This is a genomic window from Larkinella terrae (genome assembly GCF_009668025.1).
GTDB classification, from domain to species: domain Bacteria; phylum Bacteroidota; class Bacteroidia; order Cytophagales; family Spirosomataceae; genus Larkinella; species Larkinella terrae.
Map to the genome: position 1 here is coordinate 911714 of NZ_WJXZ01000014.1, position 20309 is coordinate 932022.

General features: G+C 50.9%; 16 protein-coding genes. 5 read left to right on the forward strand and 11 right to left on the reverse strand.

The annotated features are described in order from the left end of the window. Nucleotides 1–40: 40 nt before the first annotated feature. The 6 genes from GJJ30_RS25480 to GJJ30_RS25505 all read right to left on the reverse strand — a co-directional run bounded on the left by GJJ30_RS25480 (nt 41) and on the right by GJJ30_RS25505 (nt 8411). Nucleotides 41–1195: an ABC transporter permease gene (locus tag GJJ30_RS25480; protein WP_154177988.1), complete on the reverse strand. Its 1155-nt coding sequence runs from the start codon at nt 1193–1195 to the stop codon at nt 41–43. 92 nt (nt 1196–1287) lie between these two features. Next, complete coding sequence (locus tag GJJ30_RS25485) at nt 1288–2535, reverse strand: ABC transporter permease (RefSeq protein ID WP_154177989.1); 1248 nt, start codon at nt 2533–2535, stop codon at nt 1288–1290. A gap of 110 nt (nt 2536–2645) precedes the next feature. Beyond that, the gene (locus GJJ30_RS25490) at nt 2646–3308 is read right to left on the reverse strand and encodes an ABC transporter ATP-binding protein (RefSeq protein ID WP_154177990.1); all 663 of its coding nucleotides are present in this window, start codon (nt 3306–3308) and stop codon (nt 2646–2648) included. A gap of 88 nt (nt 3309–3396) precedes the next feature. Next, complete coding sequence (locus tag GJJ30_RS25495) at nt 3397–4839, reverse strand: TolC family protein (RefSeq protein ID WP_154177991.1); 1443 nt, start codon at nt 4837–4839, stop codon at nt 3397–3399. 13 nt (nt 4840–4852) lie between these two features. Next, nucleotides 4853–6115, reverse strand: coding sequence for an efflux RND transporter periplasmic adaptor subunit (locus tag GJJ30_RS25500; protein WP_154177992.1), 1263 nt, complete (start codon nt 6113–6115; stop codon nt 4853–4855). 286 nt (nt 6116–6401) lie between these two features. Further along, nucleotides 6402–8411, reverse strand: coding sequence for a S9 family peptidase (locus tag GJJ30_RS25505; RefSeq protein ID WP_154177993.1), 2010 nt, complete (start codon nt 8409–8411; stop codon nt 6402–6404). Between the two features lie 114 nt (nt 8412–8525). Between GJJ30_RS25505 and GJJ30_RS25510 the strand changes: the two genes are divergently transcribed. Together GJJ30_RS25510 and GJJ30_RS25515 are read left to right on the forward strand one after the other, a co-directional pair. After that, nucleotides 8526–8915 (forward strand): RidA family protein, encoded by a 390-nt coding sequence (locus GJJ30_RS25510; protein WP_229313415.1) that lies wholly within the window; start codon nt 8526–8528, stop codon nt 8913–8915. Between the two features lie 288 nt (nt 8916–9203). Then, nucleotides 9204–10406 carry an FAD-dependent oxidoreductase gene (locus tag GJJ30_RS25515; protein WP_154177994.1) on the forward strand — a complete coding sequence of 401 codons (1203 nt, stop codon included), beginning with the start codon at nt 9204–9206 and terminating at the stop codon, nt 10404–10406. Between the two features lie 87 nt (nt 10407–10493). Here GJJ30_RS25515 and GJJ30_RS25520 read toward each other — a convergent pair whose 3' ends face one another. Next, nucleotides 10494–11759, reverse strand: coding sequence for a serine hydrolase domain-containing protein (locus tag GJJ30_RS25520; RefSeq protein ID WP_154177995.1), 1266 nt, complete (start codon nt 11757–11759; stop codon nt 10494–10496). A gap of 88 nt (nt 11760–11847) precedes the next feature. Continuing rightward, nucleotides 11848–12441: a Uma2 family endonuclease gene (locus GJJ30_RS25525; RefSeq protein ID WP_154177996.1), complete on the reverse strand. Its 594-nt coding sequence runs from the start codon at nt 12439–12441 to the stop codon at nt 11848–11850. Nucleotides 12442–12684: 243 nt separating this feature from the next. Here GJJ30_RS25525 and GJJ30_RS25530 point away from each other — a divergent pair, with 243 nt between their 5' ends. Continuing rightward, on the forward strand, nt 12685–13575 hold the full coding sequence (locus GJJ30_RS25530; protein ID WP_154177997.1) for an alpha/beta hydrolase: 891 nt from the start codon (nt 12685–12687) through the stop codon (nt 13573–13575). Between the two features lie 55 nt (nt 13576–13630). Then, the gene (locus GJJ30_RS25535; RefSeq protein WP_154177998.1) at nt 13631–15268 is read left to right on the forward strand and encodes a carboxylesterase/lipase family protein; all 1638 of its coding nucleotides are present in this window, start codon (nt 13631–13633) and stop codon (nt 15266–15268) included. Between the two features lie 36 nt (nt 15269–15304). Here GJJ30_RS25535 and GJJ30_RS25540 read toward each other — a convergent pair whose 3' ends face one another. After that, on the reverse strand, nt 15305–16225 hold the full coding sequence (locus GJJ30_RS25540; RefSeq protein WP_154177999.1) for an aspartate carbamoyltransferase catalytic subunit: 921 nt from the start codon (nt 16223–16225) through the stop codon (nt 15305–15307). Nucleotides 16226–16449: 224 nt separating this feature from the next. On the opposite strand from GJJ30_RS25540, the gene GJJ30_RS25545 reads away from it, so the two are divergent. Continuing rightward, complete coding sequence (locus tag GJJ30_RS25545) at nt 16450–17406, forward strand: hypothetical protein (protein WP_154178000.1); 957 nt, start codon at nt 16450–16452, stop codon at nt 17404–17406. A 69-nt stretch (nt 17407–17475) separates the two neighbouring features. Here the strand turns inward: GJJ30_RS25545 and GJJ30_RS25550 are convergent, their stop codons facing one another. Both GJJ30_RS25550 and GJJ30_RS25555 read right to left on the reverse strand, forming a co-directional pair. Then, complete coding sequence (locus GJJ30_RS25550) at nt 17476–18027, reverse strand: hypothetical protein (RefSeq protein WP_154178001.1); 552 nt, start codon at nt 18025–18027, stop codon at nt 17476–17478. Between the two features lie 139 nt (nt 18028–18166). Next, entirely contained in the window at nt 18167–19717 is a 1551-nt protein-coding gene (locus tag GJJ30_RS25555) for an alpha-amylase family glycosyl hydrolase (protein ID WP_154178002.1), read from the reverse strand. Between the last annotated feature and the right edge of the window lie 592 nt (nt 19718–20309).

A 20309-nucleotide genomic window follows, 5' to 3' on the forward strand; every position in this document is an offset into this window, starting at 1 on the left:
GCCGATTGTTCATTATTCATTGTTAATTATTCATTCAATTTTACTCTTCATGCAACGCGACTGCTGGTTGAATCCGGGCGGCCAGGCGGCTGGGGAACAGGGCGCAAATTGTGACAATCAGGTAGATGACGGCGACTGAAATGGCAATGGCAGTCAGGTAGATACCGGCCTGAATGTCGAATACATTCATCAGCGGAAACTGCATCGCAAACAGCAGGCCGATCAGCAGGGCAAAGGTCGCCAGGACCCAGATTTCGCTGATGAATTGTTCCGAAATGCCGTTGCCGGTGGCTCCCAGCGCCCGGCGCAAACCGATTTCGCCCCGGCGTTTGGCAATGCTCAGGTTCAGGACACCGAACAAACCGAGGGCGACGTTGACCAGCAGGAAGCCCGACACGATCAGGAAAATAATCACCGGCACGAGCGTCAGGTTGTGCGTGGTTTTCCGTGAATCCGTCAAATGGTCGACTTCAACGCTCCAGCCGGTCAGCTGGGTCGTGATGGCTTTTACTATTTTCGCTTCAAAAACCGCATCGGTTCCCGGTTTTACCCGAATCATCAGCAGATCGTTCCATTTGGTGCTGGCGTCCAGCAATTCAAATAAAGCCGGTTTGTCGGCCATAAATTCGCCCTTCGACTTGAACGTGTTGACCACACCGATTACCTTAAACCGCTCGCCAATGATTTTCCCCACCGGTTTTTCATCGCCAAACAGCCCTTCTTTCAATTTTTTATTGATAACCACCGGCGTGTATTTGCCAACACTATCGGCGCTCCGGTACCAACGCCCTTCCACAACCGGAATCGCCATTGTTTTGGCAAAATTTTCATCCGTTGCGAAAAAATCCGCAATGACGTTCTTTTTATTATACTCCACACCGTTGTTCATCCTACTCTGCGAAAACGGAAAGTTGGTGCTCATGCGGGAAGCGGCTTCGACCTCGGGATAAGCCTTCAGGTGCTGCAAAACCCGCTCTATTTTTTCGGCCACTTCAACGGTATCCTGATTGTTGTTCAGGCTGATGGCCCAGGCGTTCTGGTATTCGAACCCCAGTGGTTCTCGGTAATTCCGGACGTTGAACACAATCAGTGACGTGAGTCCGAAGAGGACCAGAAACGAAGCCCAGATCTCCACCAACAGCAGCGAGTGGGCCCGCTTTTTATTCCAGATTAATTTAAAAAGATGACGGATCATGGTTTTATTGAGTGAATGAGTGGTTGTGTGATTGAGCGAATGTGAAATCGAGCGATGTCTCTTCACTCAATCGCTATTCACTCAATCACTCATTAAGATTTGAGCGCTTCCGCAATGTTGAGTTTTGACATGCGCAGGGCGGGCACAACGCCCGACAGAAGTCCGAAGACCAGACACACCAGCAGGCTGATTAAGAACACGTTGACGTTGATGGTCAGGTCGGCGTAGGCAATCATGCCACTGCTGTTGATGAGCTGGATCACGATCAACGTCAGGATGAGGGCGATGCCTCCGCCGAGGAACGTGATGAAAATGTTTTCGATGATGAACTGCCACATCAGGGTTCGGATTGGCGCACCGAAGGCTTTCCGAATGCCGATTTCCGACGCCCGTTCCATAATCCGGCTGACATTGACATTCACCAGGTTAATCGCCGGAAGGCCCATGAGCATCAGCATAATGAACGCAAGGACGCCGAAAAAGACGGTTTTTATCCCCTTGTTTCCATCCATGAGCGTTCCGAGGAAGTTCTCCAGATAGGGTTCGCTTTTCACTTCCAGAACCGCAAACTTGAAGCCATCCTGAACGCCCGGCAGCGGGATTCGGGCGATGTGACTCTGGAATTCAGCCTGCACGGTTTTTAGGTCGGACTTCTTTTTCGCGAGTAAAATCGCTACATAATTGCCCCGCATACCGGTTCGCTGGTAGTTGCTTTTGGGGGCGGTATACGGATAATAGACGTCAGCGTAGGTGAACGGCCGCGTCACGGGACTTCCTTTCACGACCCCAATAACCCGGTAGTGAAGGTTCTCAATTTCAACGTCTTTACCAATCACCGACTCGTTTGTATTTCCGAAATAATGCTTTTTGAAGTCGTCGGTAATCACGACGATCTGGTCGCTGTTGGCAATATTCTGGTCGTTATACGGTTTGCCTTCCAGAAAGTCGAAGTCGGTCACTTCCCAGAAATCGGCGTCGGTAAATTTGGTGTTCAGCTTGATTTTCTGCGAACCGACGTAGGCGTTGGAGCTATTGACGAAGGTGCAGATCGTAACCCGCTCGACGGTTTTCAGCGATTTGGCGTATTCCGTCAGAAACCTGAAGCTCATCGGCCCCGAATTCCGGGACGTCCGACCTGAATCCATTTGCATCATTTGCATGACGTAGAGGGACCGGTCGCGCTTGGTTTCCGGGTAATGCGTTCCGAACAGGTGGTCCAGAAACGACGTCAGCACCATCAGCACCGTTAGGGTCAGGCTGATGCCAAAGAGCGTAATGAAGGTGTAAAACGGATGCCGCAGCAACACCTTCCAGGCGATTTTTATGTAGTTTGATAGCATGTCTATTGAGTGAATTAGTGAATTAGTGATTGAGTGGATGGTTGACTGAGTAAATAGAAAAGCGTGATTTTTAATCTATTCACTCAATCACTCATTCGCTCATTCGCAATTCATTGCACCTGCGTGCCGTCGAAAAGGCGGATGAGTCGGTGCGTGCGTTTGGCCATGCTTTCGTCGTGGGTAACCATTACGATCGTGGCGCCTTCGTTGTTGAGGCTTTGCAGAATGTTCATGATTTCGTTGCCCATCGCGCTGTCGAGGTTACCGGTCGGTTCGTCGGCCAGGATGATTTCCGGTTTGCCGACAATGGCGCGGGCGATGGCCACGCGCTGTTTCTGTCCACCCGACAATTGCTTTGGAAAGTGCTTGGTACGGTTGCTCAACCCCACTTTCTCCAGCGCTTCCTTGGCGTAAGCCTGACGCGGTTTTCCGTTGGTCGAGCGGTAAAGCAGCGGAATTTCCACATTATCGACCACCGACAGATCGTTGATCAGGTGGAAACTCTGGAAGATAAAACCGATCTTCTGATTCCGCAGGTGCGCCAGCTCCTTGTCGCGGTACGACGCCACCCGCTGCCCGTCCAGTTCGACGGTTCCTTTCGACGGTTCGTCGAGCAGGCCCATGATGTTGAGCAGCGTCGATTTGCCACAGCCCGACGGCCCCATGATCGAGACGAATTCGCCCTTGTGGATGTTCAGGTTGATGTTGTTCAGCGCCAGCGTCTCGATGCTGCTGGTGCGGTACACTTTTTCGATGTTTGTGAGGTTGATCATGTTAGTATTTGATTTTTTGTTTTGCCCCTAAATCTCCTAAAGGGGACTTTTGTATCCAGCTATTGCGTCCTAGTCCCCTTTAGGGGATTTAGGGGTGTATCTTTTCATTCCGTTCAAAATCGTACAAAGTCAGCAGACGAATGGTGTAAAAAGCTGTCCAGTAATCGCGTAAGGCCAGAATGGCGTCGCGCCGGGCGCGGTCTTTTTCCTGCATCGCAATGCCCAGATCGGTTACGCTCAAATCGCTCAGAATGAAGCGGTTCTGGGCAATCTGGTACCGTTGCTGACCAATTCCATCGGCTTCGGCGGTGAGTTTTACCTGTTGCTGGAGCATTTGCAACAGCGTTACCTGGGTGTAAATGGCCTGTTCAAACGTCAGTTTATCCTGCTCCACCGACTGCCGGGTCAGTTGCTGATTGGCTTTGGCGGTTTCAGTACGAGCCTGCGCGCGGCCCCAGGTCATGATGGGTAGCACAAACTGAATTTCCAGGTATTCCCGGTCCTGGGGACGAATATAAATATCCCCCAGATTGGCGCCCCGGTTCGACAACCCAAAAGCCGCCTGGACGGTCGCGTTCAGGCCGTTGTCTTTGCGGGCTTTATCGACATCGCGCTGGGCTTCCAGGGCTCTCCGCCGGAACGCAATGGCGTCGGAGCGGTTGCTGAATGCCTCTTTAATGGCGCTTTCCACATTGATACTCAGCTCTCTGATCTGCACCGGAACCACTAATTCAAGCTTCCGGTCGTCACGATACCCAATATACGAACGCAAACTCAGGGAAGCGGTTTCTGCGTTCTGGCGGGCCGATGCGTATTCTTTTTTGGCCGTTAAAACGCTCATTTGCAACTGCAAAATATCGTTTTGGGAAATCTTGCCGAGCTCGAGTTTGTGTTGGGCAATTTTGTAGAGCGTGTCGCTGTTGCTCAGGTTTTTTTCGGCAATCTGCAAATTCACCTGGGCCACCAGCAAGTCAAAATAATAGCCCGTTGCCAAAACCGTTACTTTTTCCATCGACTCGATAAAAAACTGCGTGCTTTCCTCGTATTTCAACGGCTCAATTTTTCGGTCCCACTTCATGGCGTTGAACTGGAACAGCGGCTGGGTGATTCCGACGGCAAACGGAATTCCGTTGTATAACCGGTTATCGCGCTGAAAATCATCAAACCGCTGGATCTGTTTCTGCACGAAAACCGACCCGCCCGTCAGCGCAATGTTTTGCGTCAGCGCCAGATTCAGAATGGAATTGTTGTTGGAAATGGGCTGAAAACTGATCGTACCGTCCGGCTGCGTGACCTGTGTGAACGACCGCTGAAAGTTCGGCAGCGAACCGTTCAGGCTCAGCTGCGGCTTGAAACCGGCTAGAAAAGTACGGTATTGCCAGTAACTCGTTTGCTTCTGCGTAGCTGCCTGTTTCCCCGCAATCGACTGCGTTTTCGCCATCTGCACCACATCCTCCAGTGTAAATTGCTGGGGCTGCGCATAAGCAATAGAGGCATTCAACAACAAAATGAATAAGAACACATTTTTCATTGGTAATTTTTCCTTATTCATTAGAGCCGTTGTCTATCGTAATTTCCTCCAAATGCTCAAATTCGCTCAAATCAGTGAGGATAACTTTTTCGCCGGGCTGGATGCCGCTTTTCACCTCCACGTAATCGAAGTTGGATAAACCGGTTTGAATTTCCCGACGTTGGGCGACGCCTTTGTCGTTGAGCACATAAACGTATTGCACTTTCTTGCCCTTGAACGCCGGACCATTCGCAACCCGAACGGCTTTGGCGGTGCGATTCGTGACCACAAAGACCTCCACTTTCATGTTGGGCCGCAGCGATGCGTGGTGATTGTTGTCCAGTTGCACCACGAATTGCACGACGCCGTTTTTCACCGACGGTTTTACCTGTGTAATCAGACCGCGTAAATTGATTTCGTTTACTTTGACGATGACCGGCAAACCGGCTTTGACCTGATCGGCGTAAATATCGGAGCACGAGCCTTCGATCCGAAAACTGCCCAAATCGGCTAATTTCGCCAGAATTTCACCCTCGTTGACCGCCGATCCGATGTTTTCGTTGACCCAGGTCAGCACGCCGGGCCGGTCGGCAACGATGTTGGCCTGTTTTAGTTTGTGATCCAGTTCTTTCAGATTTTTCTCTTCGATCTGGGCCTGCAGGATCGTCTCTTTCAGACTGGCGCCCATCGACTGCCGGTTGTACGAGAGATCGTTTTCCAGCTTGGTTTTTTCCAGTTCGGCAATGCGGAGGTTATTTTCGGCCCGGGTGACGTCCTCCTGGGTCCGACCACCCACTTTTTGCAACCGCCGGGTATCTTCCAGTTCGGCTTTTAACCGGTTGATGTTGAGAGATTTGATCTTATCATCCGCTTCGGCATCGAACAGGTTTTTGTCCAGCTTCATCCGCTGCTGCTCAATGCTGTTGCGTTTGAGCGCCAGTTGATCCTGCATTTTTTCGAAATCGATGATGGTCATGGATTTGTCCATATCCAGAATGGCCTGACCGGGTTTGATCTGGGTGCCGGGTGTCAGCAGCACGCGCCGGATGCTGGCCCGGATGGGGCTGGTGATGATTTGCTCGTAAGCCGGAATGACTTCGCCGGTTGCATTCAGTGAATTCTCGACTGGGCCAAGTTCCGCCGTTGCGGTCCGGATCCGCGACGCTTCGATGGAGGTTTTCAGGACATTTCGGAAGAAGTAAATGGCGACCAGAACAACGATCAATGCGATGACCGCAATGAGGTAGTTTTTGGTCCGGCTTTGTCTGACGATTTCGGGGGCTAGTTCTCTGTCCATTTGTTGTTTTACCTTGACAGAGGTAATTCAAATGGTGTGCCAGTGGTTAACTAATTGAATTTGAGTTGATTATGCGTTTGCTTGGTTTTCTAAAGTGTGCGGTTTCGCACGGGTTGTGCGGGTTTGAACTATAAAAAAGCCTCGCTTTGGCGAGGCATAAAATTTAAATAGTAGTGTAAAACGAGAAACCGCTGATGGGGCTTCAATCGCTGACAGGGCTTCGACCGCTGATCGGGCTTCTAACCGCTGATCGGGCTTCAACCGCTGACAGGGCCTTTGGCCGCTGTCAGGGTTTTTTGTCGGCCAGTTGAACGGTTTTTACGTCTACGGTAATTTCCTTCAGGCGTTTGGCGACGTTTTCTGGCATGGATTCCTGGTAACGGCCGCCGAGGTGTTTGGCCAGAAATTTCTCCGCCATCGCCAGCATGGCCATGTTGTTGACGGGCCGCTGAAAACCGTGTCCTTCGTCGGGTGCGCACAGGTACTCGACCGGGAAACCGCGCTCGCGGAGGGCAATCACGATCTGGTCGGACTCGGCTTTGTTGACGCGCGGATCGTTGGCACCCTGCACCACCAGCAACGGCGATTTGATCTTATCCGCCGAAAACAAGGGCGACTGTTTCATCAACTGCGCTTTGCCTTCGGGTGTGTTGGGGTCGGCCATCCGTTCATACAGGCGTTTGCGTTCGGATTCCCAATAGGGCGGAATGGAGTTCAGGAGCGTGATGATGTTGGAAGGTGCAACAATGGCGACCCCGGCCGCGTAAACATCGGGCGTGAAAGCCAGGCCGGCCAGCGTGGCATAACCGCCGTACGAACCGCCCATGATGCCGACACGCTTCGGATCAGCAATGCCCTGATCGATCAAATATTTGACGCCCCAGGTAATGTCGTCCTGCATTTTTTCGCCCCACTGCTTGTTGCCCGCGTTCAGAAAGGCTTTGCCGTAACCGGTAGAGGCCCGGAAATTCATCGACAAAACCGCATAGCCGCGGTTCGCCAGAAACTGGTGGTACGCATTGTAACCCCAGACATCACGGCCCCAGGGTCCGCCATGCGGGAAGATCACCACCGGCAGATTTCGGGGATCACGGCCTTTGGGCAGCGTCAGAAAAGCCGGGATTTCCAGCCCGTCCGACGATTTGTAACGAACTGCTTCCATGCGCGCCAGATCGTTGATCGGCAGTTTGGGGCGGGGGCGGTATTGAAACGTCAATTCCTTGGTTTTGCGGTCGAACAGAAAGGTTGCCCCGGGGTCCGTGTCGCTCGTGGCCGAAAGCAACCAGTATTGTTCGTCGTTCGTGGAAGAGCCAAAATAGATGTCTACGCCCGGCAACTCCCGAAGAATGAACTGAAAATCTTTCTCAAAGACCTTGTCCTTCCAGTACCGGCGCAGTCGGTCGTCCGTATAAGTTGTAAAAATAGGCTCTTTGGTAACTTCGGAAATGGCAATACCCCCAAAATCCACCTTTTTCAGCGGATCGGATTCAACCGATTGTTCTTTCAGCGTAACCGGATTGAGCAGAATCAGCTTCTGAAGATCATTTTTGTCCTTGTTGGTAACGAGGTAAAACCGCTGGTTATCTTTGTGAAAACCAACCGGATAACTGGTTTCATTAATGGAAGAGGAATAAATTTTGGTCATCCCGGCATCATCGACGCGCAGAATTTCCGAACTGCCGTCGGCCGCCGTGCTGGTGGCTAGCCGGAGTTTGTCGTCCCAGTCGAAAAACCAGCCCGAAATATGTTCGGTGTTCTTGCGGACGAGCGTTTTTTCACCGGTGGTCAGATTCAGTTTGTAGAGGTCGTGCCAGGCTTTGTCGCGATCGTTCAGGCCCACATACAAGGAGTTTGGATCCGTTTTGGGAGCCCGGTATATCAGCACCCGAACCCCTTTCAGATTCGTCAGATCCCGGGCTGTGGGCACATCCTGACCGGTTTTTAGCGCTTCGGACGGATCGACGGCGTATACATTGAAGTTTTCGTCACCTCCTTTATCCTGCGAAAAAAGCAGGAATTTGCCGTTGCGCGACCAGAAATAATCGCGGATGGGACGCAGCGTGTCGGCGGTCATCGGTTTGGCCGACGTAAACGGATCATCGCGCTTTTTAACCCAGATGTTGCGGGTTCCTTTATACGGTTTGATGAACGACATGTAGGCACCATCGGGCGAAAGCTGGGCACCGGTAATTTCCGGATCGCCGAAAATCAGTTGCCGATCGATGAGTGCCGGAATCTGGGCCATTGCCGCGGAAGCCAGCCAAAATGTGAGAAAGAGCAGCGCAAGCTTCTTCATAGGAACGGATGGTAGCGATTGACGGGTAAGTTACTGATTTTTTATAAACTGTAGCCTAATAGACGGGTTAATCAAAGGATAGCATCCGTTTCTCACACCAAAAAACTCAGTAGCATGAGCAAAATTCAGCGCGTTAATCCGGACGGAATGATGAAAAGCCCGGCGTTTTCGCAGGCCATCATCACGGAAGGCAGTGGAAAAACCATCTACATCGGCGGACAAAATGCCGTCAACGAAAAAGGCGAACTGGTGGGCAAAGGCGACCTGGCCGCACAAACCGAGCAGGTGCTCAAGAATGTCCAGACCGCTCTGGAAGCCTGCGGGGCCACTTGGGATCATGTGGTCAAAATGACCATTTACGTGGTTCAGGGACAGGACATCCGGGCGGGTTTTGCCGCATCGCAGAAATTCCTGAAAACCGCCCCAACCATCTCCGTGCCTTTCGTCTCCGGATTAGGCAATCCCGATTACCTGGTCGAAATCGACGTAGTGGCGTTTGTTTGAGAGACTGTCTTCTTGCCCCCAACCCCCTAAAGGGAGCTCTCAAATCTGGATATTTAAGCCCCCTTTAGGGGGTTGGGGGCAGACCGAAATAAGGAAAATCCTGAATTTCAGACAGCCATTAAGAGTTATGAGTTAAATGCGTCAGCCAATTCATAACTCTTAACTCTTTCCCACTCGGTCGGGTTGAATCGGAGGCTCGTCGCCCAAATGCGACGGTTCACGAAAAACAATGGGCATTGATCGGGCTGTCGTTCTACTTTTGAGCTATCAACCCAGACAGCACGAGACATGACTACGCCCCAGAAAGCCCTCATCATTGGTTGCGGCATTGCCGGTCCGGTAATGGCCCTTTTTTTGCAGCAGGTAGGAATCGAATCCGAGATTTACGAAGCGCAACCCGCCGGGATGGATGAAGCGGGCGCGTTTCTGAACCTGGCACCCAACGGCGTCAATGTATTGAAAAACCTTGACATCGACCACCTGCTGGAAGCCGACGGTTTTCATTCGGAGGGAATGGATTTTTTCAACGGCGACGGAAAACAGCTGGCTCAACTGGAAAGCAGCGATGAGGAGCAGCGGTTTGGCAGCCGCAACGTTATGATCAAGCGGGGGCAGTTGCATCAGATTTTGCGCGACGAAGCGATCCGCCGGGGCATTCCGGTGCGTTTCGGGAAAAAGCTCAGGAATATTCAGCTAAATGGTTTTCAGGGCATTACGGCTCAATTTGAAGACAATTCTGCGGCCGAAGGGAATTTCCTGATCGGCTGCGATGGCATTCATTCCCGAACCCGCCAACTGGTTTTTCCGAATGCGCCCCAACCGGCCTACACGGGCATGGTCGATTGTGGCGGATTTGCCCAGTTGCCATCCGGACTGTCGACTTCCGGAGCCATGCAGATGATATTCGGGAAAAAAGCCTTTTTCGGTTACATCGCGAAACCGGATGGCGAAGTATACTGGTTCAGCAACGTCGCCTGGCCCAAAGAGCCGAAGCGCAACGAACTGAACGCCATTTCGGCCGATGGCTGGCGGCAGCGCCTGCTTCAAAATCACCGCCACGATCCGGCTCACATTCTGGAAATCATTGAATCGACGCCGGGTGAAATCGGCAAATGGCCGGTGTATGACATGCCGTCGCTGCCGACCTGGCACAAAGGGCTGGTTTGCCTGATTGGCGATGCCGCCCACGCGACTTCCCCGCATTCCGGTCAGGGGGCGTCGATGGCGCTGGAAGATGCCGCGGTGCTGGCCCAGTGTCTGCGCGATTCGCTGAAGGTCGAGCATGCCTTTGCGCGTTTCGAGCACCTGCGCAAGGAGCGGGTGGAGAAAATTGTCCGCCAGGCCCGGCGCACCGGCAACGGGAAAATGGTTTCGAATCCCGTGGCCATCTGGTTCCGCGATCTGGTCCTGCCGTTTTTCATCAAACTAGGCGCGAAAGCCTCGGAAGAAGTGCTTTCGTATAAAGTGGAGTGGGAGAAAGAGGTTGCTTGAGAAATGAATAATGAATAATGAACAATGAACACAGCATTAAATAAGCATAGCGATCAGGCTTACATTCATTGTTCATTCTAAGCGAAATTATTCCAGCGCCTGATAAACTGCGACTTTGAATTTTCGCCGAAACTCGGTTGAATGGGCGTAGGGCTGTACGTTGGTGAAAATCAGCAGAACCAGGTTTTCCTTGGGGTCGATGGTGTATTCAGAACAGTACATGCCACCCCACCCAAACGATCCCGGACTTGTTTCATCGCCATAGCTACTCTCTGGTGTAACAAGCTGAAAACCAAGTCCGAACTTGTCATTGTAAGCACTGGTTTTTGACTCGCCGATCTGGTTTCGCAGCATCATCTCCACGGTTTTTCGACCCAGAATCCGCTTGTTGTTAAAGGTGCCGCCGTTGAGCATCATCTGGCAGAATTTGGCGTAGTCTTCCACCGTACTCACCAAACCGGCTCCACCCGAAAAATACGTTTTGGCGCCTTCCACCGCGAACGACCGATAGGAATTGTTTTCGTGGAGACTGAGCGGTTTTTCGGCATTGCTTTTAGAGTACAGTTCAACCAGGCGGCTGGCTTTGCTGGCGGGCAGGTAAAAGTAGGTGTCGTTCATGCCGATCGGTTCCAGAACGCGTTCCCGCAGAGCAACGTCCAGCGGTTTTCCGGACAGAATTTCGACCAGGCGGCCAATGATGTCGGTGTTAAGCCCATAGACAAACTCTTCCCCAGGATCTTTGGTAAGCGGTCGGGCGGCAATCCGGTTGACGACCTCTTCCAGTTTATCGGGCTGTAACGAATTGAAAAACGGCACTTTAAACTCAGGGCGCTGGTCGAGCGGGTGTTCGTACGGAATACCGGCGTTGTGGCTCAGCAGATGCCGGACAGTGATGTCCCGTTTGGCGGGCCGGGTTTCGTACGTCCCTTTCTCTTTGTCCGAACTGACCAGTACCCGTGGATTTTTGAAAGCCGGAATGTACTTGGAAATTGGGTCGTCGAGCAGAAATTTTTCTTCCTCGAATAACGTCATTAGTGCCACCGTCACCACGGCTTTCGACTGGGAGGCGATTCGGTAAATATCGTCGCGTTTGAGCGGGGTTTTCTTTTCTAAATTGCTGTACCCGAAGGCTTTGTAATGAACAATTTTGCCGTTTCGGGCCACGAATGTGACGGCATTGGGAGCCAGCCCTTTGTCCACGAAATCCTGCAAATAGTTGTCCAGGCGTTTCAGTCGGTCGGCCGAAAAACCGGCATCGGCGGGGGATTTGGCGGTGGTAAAAGTCTGGGCGGGCGATTGGGCAAAAGCAACCTGCGCGGTGAGCAGGAAGCCCAAAAGGAGGCATTTAAACATGTACGGTTTTTGAAGTTATAAGGTAAAGGCGTAATTTCCCTCAAAAATGAGAAAAAGAATGGTCTCAGATTGAGTAGAGACGGAAATTTTACAAAATCACCTCCATCTCAAAGCCCTCCAAAACCGCTTCGCCCGAAAGCGTCAACCGCTCGCCCGTCCGAATTTCGATGGAACCGTTTTCCCGATAAATAGTTACGGTTTTATCAATCCGATCGATAAGCCAGCCGAGTCGGCAGCCATTTTCACGGTATTCTTCCATCTTGGCTTTAAGCTCCCGAATGGAATCTTTTTTTGACCGGATTTCGATGACAAAATCTGGGCAGATGGGGGCAAATTTCTCCCGTTTGGCTTCCGGTAATTGGTTCCAACGGTTTTTCTGAATCCAGGATACGTCCGGCGACCGAATCGCCGAATTGGATAGGGTAAAACCGGTCGACGAGTCAAATACGTAACCGGTCTGTTTTTTTCGGTTCCAGATGACCACATCTGCGGACATCTCTGAATTATAACGTCCTGTTTCTGATCCGGTGGGGGGCATAAGAATAATGTTTCCATCGGCATCACGTTCCAGACGCAGATCCCGGTTGGCCTGACACAGGGCAAAAAAATAGTCATCGTCAAACTGATATTGACTAGGTGGATGAAGTGTCAGGTGGTCGGATTTCTGAATTGTGGCAACCATAGGAAACGACTTTTGTCAAATATAACACAAATGGCGTACACCTGCGCCAGTTGACATCAAACCGCCTTCCAATTTCAAATCTCCCGAAAGTAAATCCTCATACTTTATTGTGAAATTTTCCAAAAAAATCAATGTGTAATTTTGACGCATTGAATCTTTGTGTACTTTTGATACAATGATGCACTGCAAACCGAAAGGTCGTTCGGTTTTATAAGTAATGCGGTTTTTAATTGTCAGATAATCATGGTATTAGCCCGGCTTTTTGTTTTACTGATCATACTTGCTATTCCATTTCGGACGTTGGGTGCGAAGGTCGATACGCTTGAAATTCAGAGCGCCGTCATGAAGCGAACCTTGCGGGCGGCCGTGGTCCTTCCGGAACGTTATGGCGAGAAGAAATCGAGGAGAGCAAATCAGGCCTTCCCGGTTTTGTACCTGCTCCACGGCGGCACGGGCGGTTTCCGCGACTGGCTGACCAAAACGCCCGACAAATCCCTGCTTCACAGGCTGGCCGACCAGTATAACCTGATCATTGTGACGCCCGATGGCGATCCGACCAGCTATTATTTCGATAGTCCGCTGGTGGAAAGCAGTCAGTTCGAGACGTTTATTTCGAAAGAAGTGGTCGAGAAAATTGACAATACCTACCGCACGATCCGCGACCGCAAAGGCCGGGTCATTGCAGGCTTGTCGATGGGTGGACATGGTGCAATGTTCATTTCGAGTCGTCATCCGGAGTTGTACGCGGCCGCCGGGAGCATGAGCGGAGTGATGAACATCCATACGGCAACCTGGAAAGTAGCCGCCGATTTCGCCAAATCCCGCGCAGAAAACCTTGCCCGCTTGCTGGGACCGCCGAAAGATGGCAATTCGCCGTATCCGGGCCTTACAATGGTGACCCTTGCCGATCGGCTGAAAGCCAACAACTTACCTTTAATTTTCGATATCGGCGTGGATGATTTTCTCATCGAAGGAAACCGGGACCTGCACCGCCAACTGGTCGAAAACAAAACGCTCCACGACTACACCGAACGCCCCGGCGCGCATACCTGGGAATATTGGGAAAATGCGCTGCCGTATCAGGTATTGTTTTTTAGTAAAATCCTGAAAGCCACTAATACGCTTATCCCGTAAAATCACAGCGGCCACCCGACCGGTTTCGAAATGCATTAACCCTTTTACAACCTATATGAAAATCAGTGTTCTATTGTTTGCTGCGTCAGTCCTTGCCCTGCCTCTTCGGAGTGCGGGGCAAGGCAAAAAAGAAACCACGGCGCCCATTGTGGCCGGAAAAGAGGTGGCCGTTGTGCAAACTGAGTCCGGCAAAGTCCGGGGTTACGTCCATAACGGGACGGTAACATTCAAAGGCATTCCGTACGCCAAAGCCGAACGCTTTATGGCACCCACCAAACCGGATTCGTGGACGGGTGTTCGGAGTTCGATGAGTTACGGACCCGTTTGTCCGCTGATGGACCCCACCACCTCGGTTCAGGACGAATCGGAGTTTGTGTATCACCACGATTGGGGTTATCCAAGCGAAGATTGTCTTCGGTTGAATATCTGGTCGTCGGGAATAAATGATTCGAAAAAACGCCCGGTGATGGTCTGGCTGCACGGTGGAGGGCACACCGCCGGTTCTTCGCAGGAGTTGCCCTCATACGACGGCGAAAACATCAGCAAGAAGGGCGATGTGGTGCTGGTTTCCGTCAATCACCGGCTGAATATCCTGGGATTTCTGGATTTATCGGCTTACGGCGCCAAATACAAAGCGTCTTCCAACACCAGCATTATGGATCTGGTGGCGGCTTTGGAATGGGTGAAGGCCAACATTGCCAACTTTGGGGGCGACCCAAACAATGTTACCATTTTCGGGCAATCGGGCGGGGGCGGCAAGGTCAATACGCTGCTCTATACACCCTCAGCGAAAGGACTTTTTCACAAAGCCATCATTCAAAGTGGCGGTTTAGGCCTGCATTTTCAGGAGCAGTCGGTTACAAAGCGGATTGGGGCCGCCGTGCTCGAAGAGCTACAACTGCAACCGGCGAATGTGGGTGATATTCAGAAGGTTCCGTACGAAAAACTGGCTGCTGCCGGAAAGAAAGCGGTTCAGAAAGTACAGGAACAGCTGAAAACCGAAGGCAAACCGCTGACGGTTTTTGGATTGATGTGGAAACCCACGTTGGACGGAAGTTTTCTGCCCTACCAGCCCACCGATCCGGCGGCACAAAGCATTTCGGCCACGGTTCCATTGCTGATCGGTTCGACTAAAAACGAATTTATGACGTCGCTGCGTACACCCGATAGTAACGCGTTGACGGCGGAAGAGGTGAAAAGTATGCTGCAAAAACAGCACGGCGACCAGACGGATGCGTACATAGCCGCCGTTAAAAAAGCGTACCCCGCCGACACCAAACCATCGGATCTGCTCGACATCGATGGCATGTTCCGGCGGAGCGCGATTAAAATGGCCGACCTGAAAGCCAGCTCGCCGGCCCCGGTTTTTATGTATCTGTTTACCTGGCAGTCGCCGGTTTTGGAAGGACGATACAAGGCCGTTCACTGCATGGAAATTCCGTTTGTGATGAACAACATCGCCCGGTGTGAAGAAATGACCGGCGGCACGAAAGCGGCTTATGATTTGGCCGACAGAATGAGCCAGTCCTGGATTAATTTAGCCCGCAGCGGCAACCCGGGGCACAAAGGGCTACCGAACTGGCAGAAATACACGTCGGCCAATGGCGCAACAATGCTGTTTGATAATCAGTGTGTTGAGAAATACCACCACGACAAAGCCGTGCTGGCGATCGGTCCGCAGATTTCGCTGTAACCCTAATTTACTCGCGGACTTTAGTTCGTGGGTACATTACATCTGGGCGAGCAGATACAAAACCGCCATCCGGACGGCCACGCCGTTTTCGACCTGATCCAGAATAATAGAATGGTGCGAATCGGCCGCGTCGGACGTTAGCTCGACGCCCCGGTTGATGGGGCCGGGGTGCATCAGCACAATCGGTCGGTCGAGTTCGTCCAGCATCTTTTTAGAAATACCGTAATAGAGAGAATATTCGCGCAACGACGGGAAATACTTGATCTGCTGCCGCTCCAGCTGAATCCGGAGTACGTTGGCAACGTCGCACCAGTTAAGTGCTTCCCGAACGTCGTGGCTCACCTTCACGCCCAGCTCATTGATGTATTTGGGAATCAGCGTGGTAGGCCCGCAAACCATCACTTCTGCGCCCTGTTTTTGCAGGCAGAAAATGTTCGACAGTGCCACGCGCGAGTGCAGAATGTCACCGATAATCGCGACGCGTTTCCCCGCCACATCGCCCAGTTTGTCCTGAATTGAAAACGAATCGAGCAGCGCCTGCGTCGGGTGTTCGTGCGTGCCGTCGCCCGCGTTGACGACGTTGGCCTGAATCCGGTCCGAGAGGTAATGCGGGGCGCCGGGGCTGCTGTGGCGCATCACAATCATATCGACCTTCATGGCCAGAATGTTGTTGACGGTATCCAGCAACGTTTCGCCTTTTTTCACCGAACTGCCCGAAGCCGAAAAATTGACGACATCGGCCGATAACCGCTTTTCGGCCAGTTCGAACGATAGGCGGGTGCGGGTCGAATTTTCAAAAAAAACATTGGCAATCGTGATGTCACGCAACGACGGCACTTTCTTGATGGGTCGGTTAATGACGTCTTTGAACTCGCGAGCCGTCCCTAAAATCAACTGAATGTCGTTCTCGGTCAGGTTCTTAATGCCCAGCAGGTGTCGGACGCTGAGTTGTTGCATGGCGCGAATGAGGAGGAAAAGTTTGACAAAGATAGTTCTTGCTGCGCCGGTTTTCAAATTCGGGGGCATCCTGTTTCGGATTTGCGGGCCGAAAGTTGGAATAACGAAGCCAGTGCCTTTCACAGACCGTTTACACAGAAGTCCGGAGCAATTTGCCCAAACCGGCTGACTTTCGTGCTAACTTCTTTATTTTTAAGCCGGTACTCAATCAATGAATCGGCCCTATGCTCCGCGAGGTATTTGTTTTTCTGGGAAAGTTATACCGGTTTTTTATTTCTCTTGTGCTGATAGCGTTGCTGAGTGGGTTTGCCTGGGTCTTGTGGCATTTTTACGAAGACGAACGGGTGCAGAGTCAGTTTCTGAGGGAAGGAAAAGTGGTGGAAGTACGGGTTGCCGATATCGATGTTTCACGACGTTCTTGGCGGGATATTTTTGGCAATGTGACGTACGTTACGGTCCCGTATCGCCAGAAAAGCTACAACGTTCGGGTTGTCCGCGACACGGCCTGGGTGAGTTCGGGCGACCGGATCAAATTGCTGTACCACCCGCAACGCGACGAGTTTCGCCAGCAGGCCTACGAACGAAAACCGGGGCGAATGGTCTCGCGGTTTATCCACTGGAGTTCGGTCAGTGGATTCAGCAAGGAGAACAAAATACTGGTCAGTTTTCTGGTGGTAATCACTTGTTTATTCTTTCTCGTCGGCGGTTTTCTCGTTAACCTGACCGGCTGGACTTTCCTGCAAACCGTCGCCCGATTGATGCTGGTCATTGTCTTGGGAATTGCCGCCCTGTTTTTCACCTACGACACCTGGGTGTATCTGCAATATTACCAGCACGTCAAGAAAAACGGTCAGCCTATGGATGTAACGGTTTTGGAAACTGACCGGAACCGCGTCGGCCGGGGGACCAACAACACCGGTTTTGAACTCTACGTTTACGATGCCACATTCAAGTACCGGAACGACACGCGGGTGGCTCCAATCACGGAAGATGAATACGACGCACTGAAACCGAAAGATCAACTGCGGGTTCTGTATGATTCAAAGCTGGATGATTTCATGTCGGCCACTTACTCGGGCGACTATTCGCGGGCTATTATACCGGTTTTTTTCTGGTTTCTATTCCTTGTGCTTTTCTGGAATTCGGTGTTAAAGCCGGGAAAAAAGCCGAATTCAATGTGATTTTAAACCCAGTTGGATGTAGTTTAATTTAATCGGTAAAACCGTTATTCGGAGATCTTGTCAGAAATTTCACTTCGGTCTTTTTTTTGCCTTAAAACCGCTCAATAAGTCACTCAGAAGCGAAAGGTTTATGGCGATATAGCCGATCAGGAGAACCGGAATTATGTAAATGGAATACAGCTTCACAGAATAGGTTCCGATGACGTAATCGGTCCAATAGGTTGAAAAGTTATAAACGGGAAAGTTAATCAATACGTAGCGAATGGATTGGGTAATCGGATTGAAAATAAAAAAAGCCAGCAGCATAACTGGCAGAAAAATAAGCTCATAACGTAAAATAGCTGACCAGGATGGCTGAATGGTATCGATTTTAAGTAGCGTATGGACGAGGTCAATTAAGAAAAGAATAACAACCAGCGTAGCTAATTCGGGAATAATGCCACCCCGAAGTACAACGTATATATATCCTAATATTCCGCCATATTTGGATACAATTCTCCAATTTTTTTCAAAAGAAAAGGTCCAGTTGATTACTAAGGTAAGGAAAGCGACGGATAATAAGATGGCAATCGCGTAACCCGGTTTTTTAAAATAGCGTTTGGTTAGGTAAATATTTTCCATCGTTATACATTTATATAAAATGCATAACAAGGTAAAGAATTAATTTTAAAATAAGTAACAAGGTTTAACCGGTAAATGAGTAGTTGAGTTTACAATAAAATAAATAAAGAATCCAACCGGAAAAGTAGTAGGGACGTTTTTACTCCAACACCACGCAACCGTATGCCGGAACCCGAACGTTGCCATCATTCCCAAATTTAGCGTCACCGACGGTATCCAGCACGATTTTTTTGCCCTCCGCAATTTCGATAGGATACAGCACCACATCCAGCCTGCGTTTGGTCAGGTTATGAATGACCAGAACGGACCGGTTTTTCGATTTTCGGGTAAACGCAATCACGTTTTTCTGCCGGATTTCGCTGACTTCCAGCTTACTCAGATTGTCGTTCAAAACCGGGTGACTGTTGCGGAAGTGAATCAGCCGCTTATAGTGATTGTAGAGCGAATCCGGGTCGGTTTGCTGCTGCGCCAGGGGCATAACCGTTGCATCGGTGGAGTAGCTAGGTCGGCGCCAACGGCTTCGTTCCCTGTCCTTCTTTTTTTCATCCCACAAAAAAGGCTCCCGGATATTCTCATCGGGCTTCGCGCCCAGCATCCCGATTTCTTCCCCGTAATAAACGTACGGATTGCCGGGCAAGGTCAGTAACAGATTGGCGGCTACTTTCAGGTGGTTCTGGTTGCCGTTCAACAGGCTGCCAATCCGGCTTTGGTCGTGGTTGGACAGCATAATGGCGTCGATAAAATTCGGATTGACCTCCGCAAAAATGGAATGATTGCGCGCCAGCATCTGAACCACTTCCGCCGTATCCCGCTCCTTGTACGGAATTTCCTGCAACGCCAGGCTGAGATCGAAATTGAAATTGGCCTTCAATCCCCGGAAATACGGCGCAATGCGCTCGGCCCGCGTCCAGACTTCGCCCACGGTATAAACGCCCGGTTTGGCCGCTTCCATAACCTGGCCAAATTCCTCCCAAAACTGGTGATTTTTCGGTTCTTCCCAGTCCGGATAAATGTGTCGGGCCGCATCAAGCCGAAAACCGTCGACGCCGACGTCGGTCAGCCAGAATTTTCCGGCTTTGTAAATTTCTTCGCGAACCTTCGGGTTATCGTAATTCAGATCCGGCATGCCGCTCCAGAACAGGGCGTAGTATTTTTCCGAAAACGGCGCGCCTGGCACGCGGTGCCAGGGGTTTTTCTCCTGCGAGTCGGCGGTTATTTCCCGGGTCGCAATGTTCAGGGAATCAATCTCTTTCTGCGTCATCCAGACGTACCAGTCGTGATACGGATTGTCCTTACCCTTGCAGGCTTCCACAAACCACGGATGCCGACGGCTGGTGTGGTTGATGACGAAATCCAGGATGACCTTCATGCCGCGTCGGTGCGCTTCGCTGACCAGCCGCCGGAAATCGTCCATCGTGCCGTATTCGGGGGCAATGCCGTAATAATCAGTTACATCGTACATGTGATAACTGGGCGACGGATTGATGGGCATGAGCCAGATGGCCGAGATGCCGAGGTCTTTCAGGTAGTCGAGTTTTGACGTAACGCCGTTCAGGTCGCCAATACCATCGCCGTTGGAATCACAAAACGCGCGAACGAAAATTTCGTAATGCACCCCGGTTTGGCCGGTTGGCGTTGGAGTGGAAGTCGAAGGAGTTGATGTATCTTGGGCGGATAAATCCTCAATCATGGGATCGGAAATTGATTCAGAAAGTAAACTTCGGAGCACAAGCCAGGGTTTTTGAAGACCGGTTTTTCTTCAAATGCGACAAGTTAATCTCTAAATAAGGCTTTCCTTCGCTTCTGACCAAGTTTTTAATTCGCCGGACTGATCAAAATTATCAACTTAGTTGCTCCCAACAAGTCTATTTGTTACCAACAAGACTAATTGCTCCCAACAAGTCTACTTGTTATCAACAAGACTTTAATAGTCATCAACAATTCCAACGGACTTGACTATGGATAACCCCCAATAAAATTGGGGGAGACACGATAAGAAACCGGGCCACCAACCCCGGAGGGGTTGACTGCTGCGAGATAAGTCAACCCCCTCGGGGTTGGTACTGCACTTGGTAGTTGCTTGAAGTCCCCCAATTTTATTGGGGGTTATCCGTAGTGAAGCCCGTTGGGCTTCGGACTCAAGACTATTTATGGTGAAGCCTGTTAGGCTTTGGACTCTGGTTGTAAAAGTGTTGAATGGAAATTCATGAACTAATTTTTCATAAATGATGTATATACATTAAATGTAATTACTTTTAAATCCGATTCTCTTAAACTTGCTA